Source organism: Brevibacterium sp. SIMBA_078, from assembly GCF_046534565.1.
In the GTDB taxonomy this organism is placed as follows: domain Bacteria; phylum Actinomycetota; class Actinomycetes; order Actinomycetales; family Brevibacteriaceae; genus Brevibacterium.
This window is the reverse complement of record NZ_JAWRYQ010000006.1, coordinates 1-3,831: the sequence shown is the minus strand read 5'-3', so window position 1 is coordinate 3,831 and position 3,831 is coordinate 1. Positions and strand designations below refer to the sequence as shown.

General features: G+C 54.8%; 2 rRNA genes. Both read left to right on the top strand.

Annotated features, from left to right (window positions below):
• The first annotated feature begins 170 nt into the window (after positions 1-170).
• Positions 171-1,695, top strand: a 16S ribosomal RNA gene (locus SB749_RS18590).
• A 419-nt stretch (positions 1,696-2,114) separates the two neighbouring features.
• Positions 2,115-3,831, top strand: a 23S ribosomal RNA gene (locus SB749_RS18585); the annotation flags it as partial.

Here is a 3,831-nt window from a genome sequence, read left to right as displayed (position 1 = left end):
AGACAATCATCTGGCCAAACAGTGGTTCACCCTCGTGTGGGTGGTTCTTCGCCGAACCGTCCGCCGTTCAGTGGGGTGGATGATTGTGTTTGGTCAGTGTTTTTTTGGTCAACCTTCTCACCCCGTGAGGGGTTGGCTGTCTTGCTGGGATTCATTCGTAACATAATTTTTTTATGGAGAGTTTGATCCTGGCTCAGGACGAACGCTGGCTGCGTGCTTAACACATGCAAGTCGAACGCTGAAGCCAGAAGCTTGCTTCTGGTGGATGAGTGGCGAACGGGTGAGTAACACGTGAGTAACCTGCCCCTGATTTCGGGATAAGCCTGGGAAACCGGGTCTAATACCGGATACGACCATCCCTCGCATGAGGGTTGGTGGAAAGTTTTTCGATCGGGGATGGGCTCGCGGCCTATCAGCTTGTTGGTGGGGTAATGGCCTACCAAGGCGACGACGGGTAGCCGGCCTGAGAGGGCGACCGGCCACACTGGGACTGAGACACGGCCCAGACTCCTACGGGAGGCAGCAGTGGGGAATATTGCACAATGGGGGAAACCCTGATGCAGCGACGCAGCGTGCGGGATGACGGCCTTCGGGTTGTAAACCGCTTTCAGCAGGGAAGAAGCGAAAGTGACGGTACCTGCAGAAGAAGTACCGGCTAACTACGTGCCAGCAGCCGCGGTAATACGTAGGGTACGAGCGTTGTCCGGAATTATTGGGCGTAAAGAGCTCGTAGGTGGTTGGTCACGTCTGCTGTGGAAACGCAACGCTTAACGTTGCGCGTGCAGTGGGTACGGGCTGACTAGAGTGCAGTAGGGGAGTCTGGAATTCCTGGTGTAGCGGTGAAATGCGCAGATATCAGGAGGAACACCGGTGGCGAAGGCGGGACTCTGGGCTGTAACTGACACTGAGGAGCGAAAGCATGGGGAGCGAACAGGATTAGATACCCTGGTAGTCCATGCCGTAAACGTTGGGCACTAGGTGTGGGGGACATTCCACGTTCTCCGCGCCGTAGCTAACGCATTAAGTGCCCCGCCTGGGGAGTACGGTCGCAAGGCTAAAACTCAAAGGAATTGACGGGGGCCCGCACAAGCGGCGGAGCATGCGGATTAATTCGATGCAACGCGAAGAACCTTACCAAGGCTTGACATACACTGGACCGTTCTGGAAACAGTTCTTCTCTTTGGAGCTGGTGTACAGGTGGTGCATGGTTGTCGTCAGCTCGTGTCGTGAGATGTTGGGTTAAGTCCCGCAACGAGCGCAACCCTCGTTCTATGTTGCCAGCACGTGATGGTGGGAACTCATAGGAGACTGCCGGGGTCAACTCGGAGGAAGGTGGGGATGACGTCAAATCATCATGCCCTTTATGTCTTGGGCTTCACGCATGCTACAATGGCTGGTACAGAGAGAGGCGAACCCGTGAGGGTAAGCGAATCCCTTAAAGCCAGTCTCAGTTCGGATCGTAGTCTGCAATTCGACTACGTGAAGTCGGAGTCGCTAGTAATCGCAGATCAGCAACGCTGCGGTGAATACGTTCCCGGGCCTTGTACACACCGCCCGTCAAGTCACGAAAGTCGGTAACACCCGAAGCCGGTGTCCCAACCCTTGTGGAGGGGGCCGTCTAAGGTGGGACTGGTGATTGGGACTAAGTCGTAACAAGGTAGCCGTACCGGAAGGTGCGGCTGGATCACCTCCTTTCTAAGGAGCACACATCAGAACCCCAACGCAGTGACCGAATGTGTCATCTGGTTGGGAGCTCAAGGGTGGAACATCACTTCTTCCGCTCATACCTTCCAGCGTTGTCCGGTGACTGCCGTGTCGATGTTGGTTGTTGTATGGGCTAGAACGAACACGTTATTGGGTCCTGGAATCACAAACCCCACACAGTGTGTGTGGGTGTGGTTTCAACCAACAGGACCAACCCGATCACCAAGCAGCAGAGACTTCTGGTGTGTGGTGGTGGGTGTTTGGTAGTGGTTTGAGAATCGTATAGTGGACGCGAGCATCAAACACCACGAGTTTGTGGTGTTTATGTAATGTGATTTTTCTTGTCATCATCTAGTTAAGGTGAATGAAACAATTTTTCGCACACACGAAGCCGGTCCCTTTGAGGGGTTGGGTGAGTGTGTAAGAGCGCATGGTGGATGCCTTGGCATCAGGAGCCGATGAAGGACGTGGAAATCTGCGATAAGCCTCGGGGAGCCGATAAACAGGCGTTGATCCGAGGGTCTCCGAATGGGGAAACCCCGCCACTCGTGAGGGTGGTGACCCGTGTCTGAATATATAGGGCATGTGGAGGGAACGCGGGGAAGTGAAACATCTCAGTACCCGCAGGAAGAGAAAATAACAATGATTCCGGGAGTAGTGGCGAGCGAAACTGGATGAGCCTAAACCTGTGCAGTGTCAAGCGTGCTGGTGTTGCTGCAGGGGTGTTGTGGGGTGTACGTGGTCCGGTCCAGCATGACCGGTCTGTGAACGTTGTTGGTGTAGTCGAACCTGGTGGGAAACAGGACCGGAGTGGGTGAGAGTCCCGTAGACGAAACGTCAACCGTTGACAGTGTGTATGTGCCCGAGTAGCACGGAACTCGTGGAATTTCGTGTGAATCTGCCAGGACCACCTGGTAAGGCTAAATACTTCCTGATGACCGATAGCGGAATAGTACCGTGAGGGAATGGTGAAAAGTACCCCGGGAGGGGAGTGAAAGAGTACCTGAAACCATGTGCTTACAATCCGTCAGAGCAGTATCTAGATGACTGTGATGGCGTGCCTTTTGAAGAATGAGCCTGCGAGTTAGCGGTGCGTGGCGAGGTTAACCCGTGTGGGGTAGCCGTAGCGAAAGCGAGTCCGAATAGGGCGTACCTAGTCGCGTGTCCTAGACCCGAAGCGGAGTGATCTAGCCATGGGCAGGGTGAAGCGTGTGTAAGAGCGCGTGGAGGCCCGCACCCACTTCAGTTGAAAATGGAGGGGATGACCTGTGGTTAGGGGTGAAAGGCCAATCAAACTCTGTGATAGCTGGTTCTCCCCGAAATGCATTTAGGTGCAGCGTTGCGTGGTTCTTGCTGGAGGTAGAGCTACTGGATGGCTGATGGGCCCTACCGGGTTACTGACGTCAACTAAACTCCGAATGCCAGTCAAGGTTCAGCGTGGCAGTGAGACAGTGGGGGATAAGCTTCATTGTCGAGAGGGAAACAGCCCAGACCATCAACTAAGGCCCCTAAGCGTGTGCTCAGTGGGAAAGGATGTTCAGTTGCGAAGACAACCAGGAGGTTGGCTTAGAAGCAGCCACCCTTGAAAGAGTGCGTAATAGCTCACTGGTCAAGTGATTGAGCGCCGATAATGTAGCGGGGCTAAGTACACCGCCGAAGTTGTGGCAGCACCACAGTTAAGCCGTAATGGTGTGGTGTTGGGTAGGGGAGCGTCGAGTTGCCGGAGAAGCTGCCGTGTGAACGAGTGGTGGAGGCGATTCGAGTGAGAATGCAGGCATGAGTAGCGAAAGACGGGTGAGAAACCCGTCCACCGGATGACCAAGGGTTCCAGGGCTAGGCTAATCCGCCCTGGGTAAGTCGGGACCTAAGGCGAGGCCGACAGGCGTAGTCGATGGACAACCAGTTGATATTCTGGTACCGACACACAACCGACAGTACCAAAACACACGATACTAACCCCGTGATGATCCCGTCAGGCCTTCGGGCCTGTGGTTGGGTTTGAGTGGGGGACCTGAGTGTGGAGTCGGTAAGCGTGAGGTGTGACGCAGAAAGGTAGCCAGGCCGTGCGATGGTAGTCACGGTCTAAGGTTGTAGCACGTGGGGGTAGGTAAATCCGTCCCCACATAG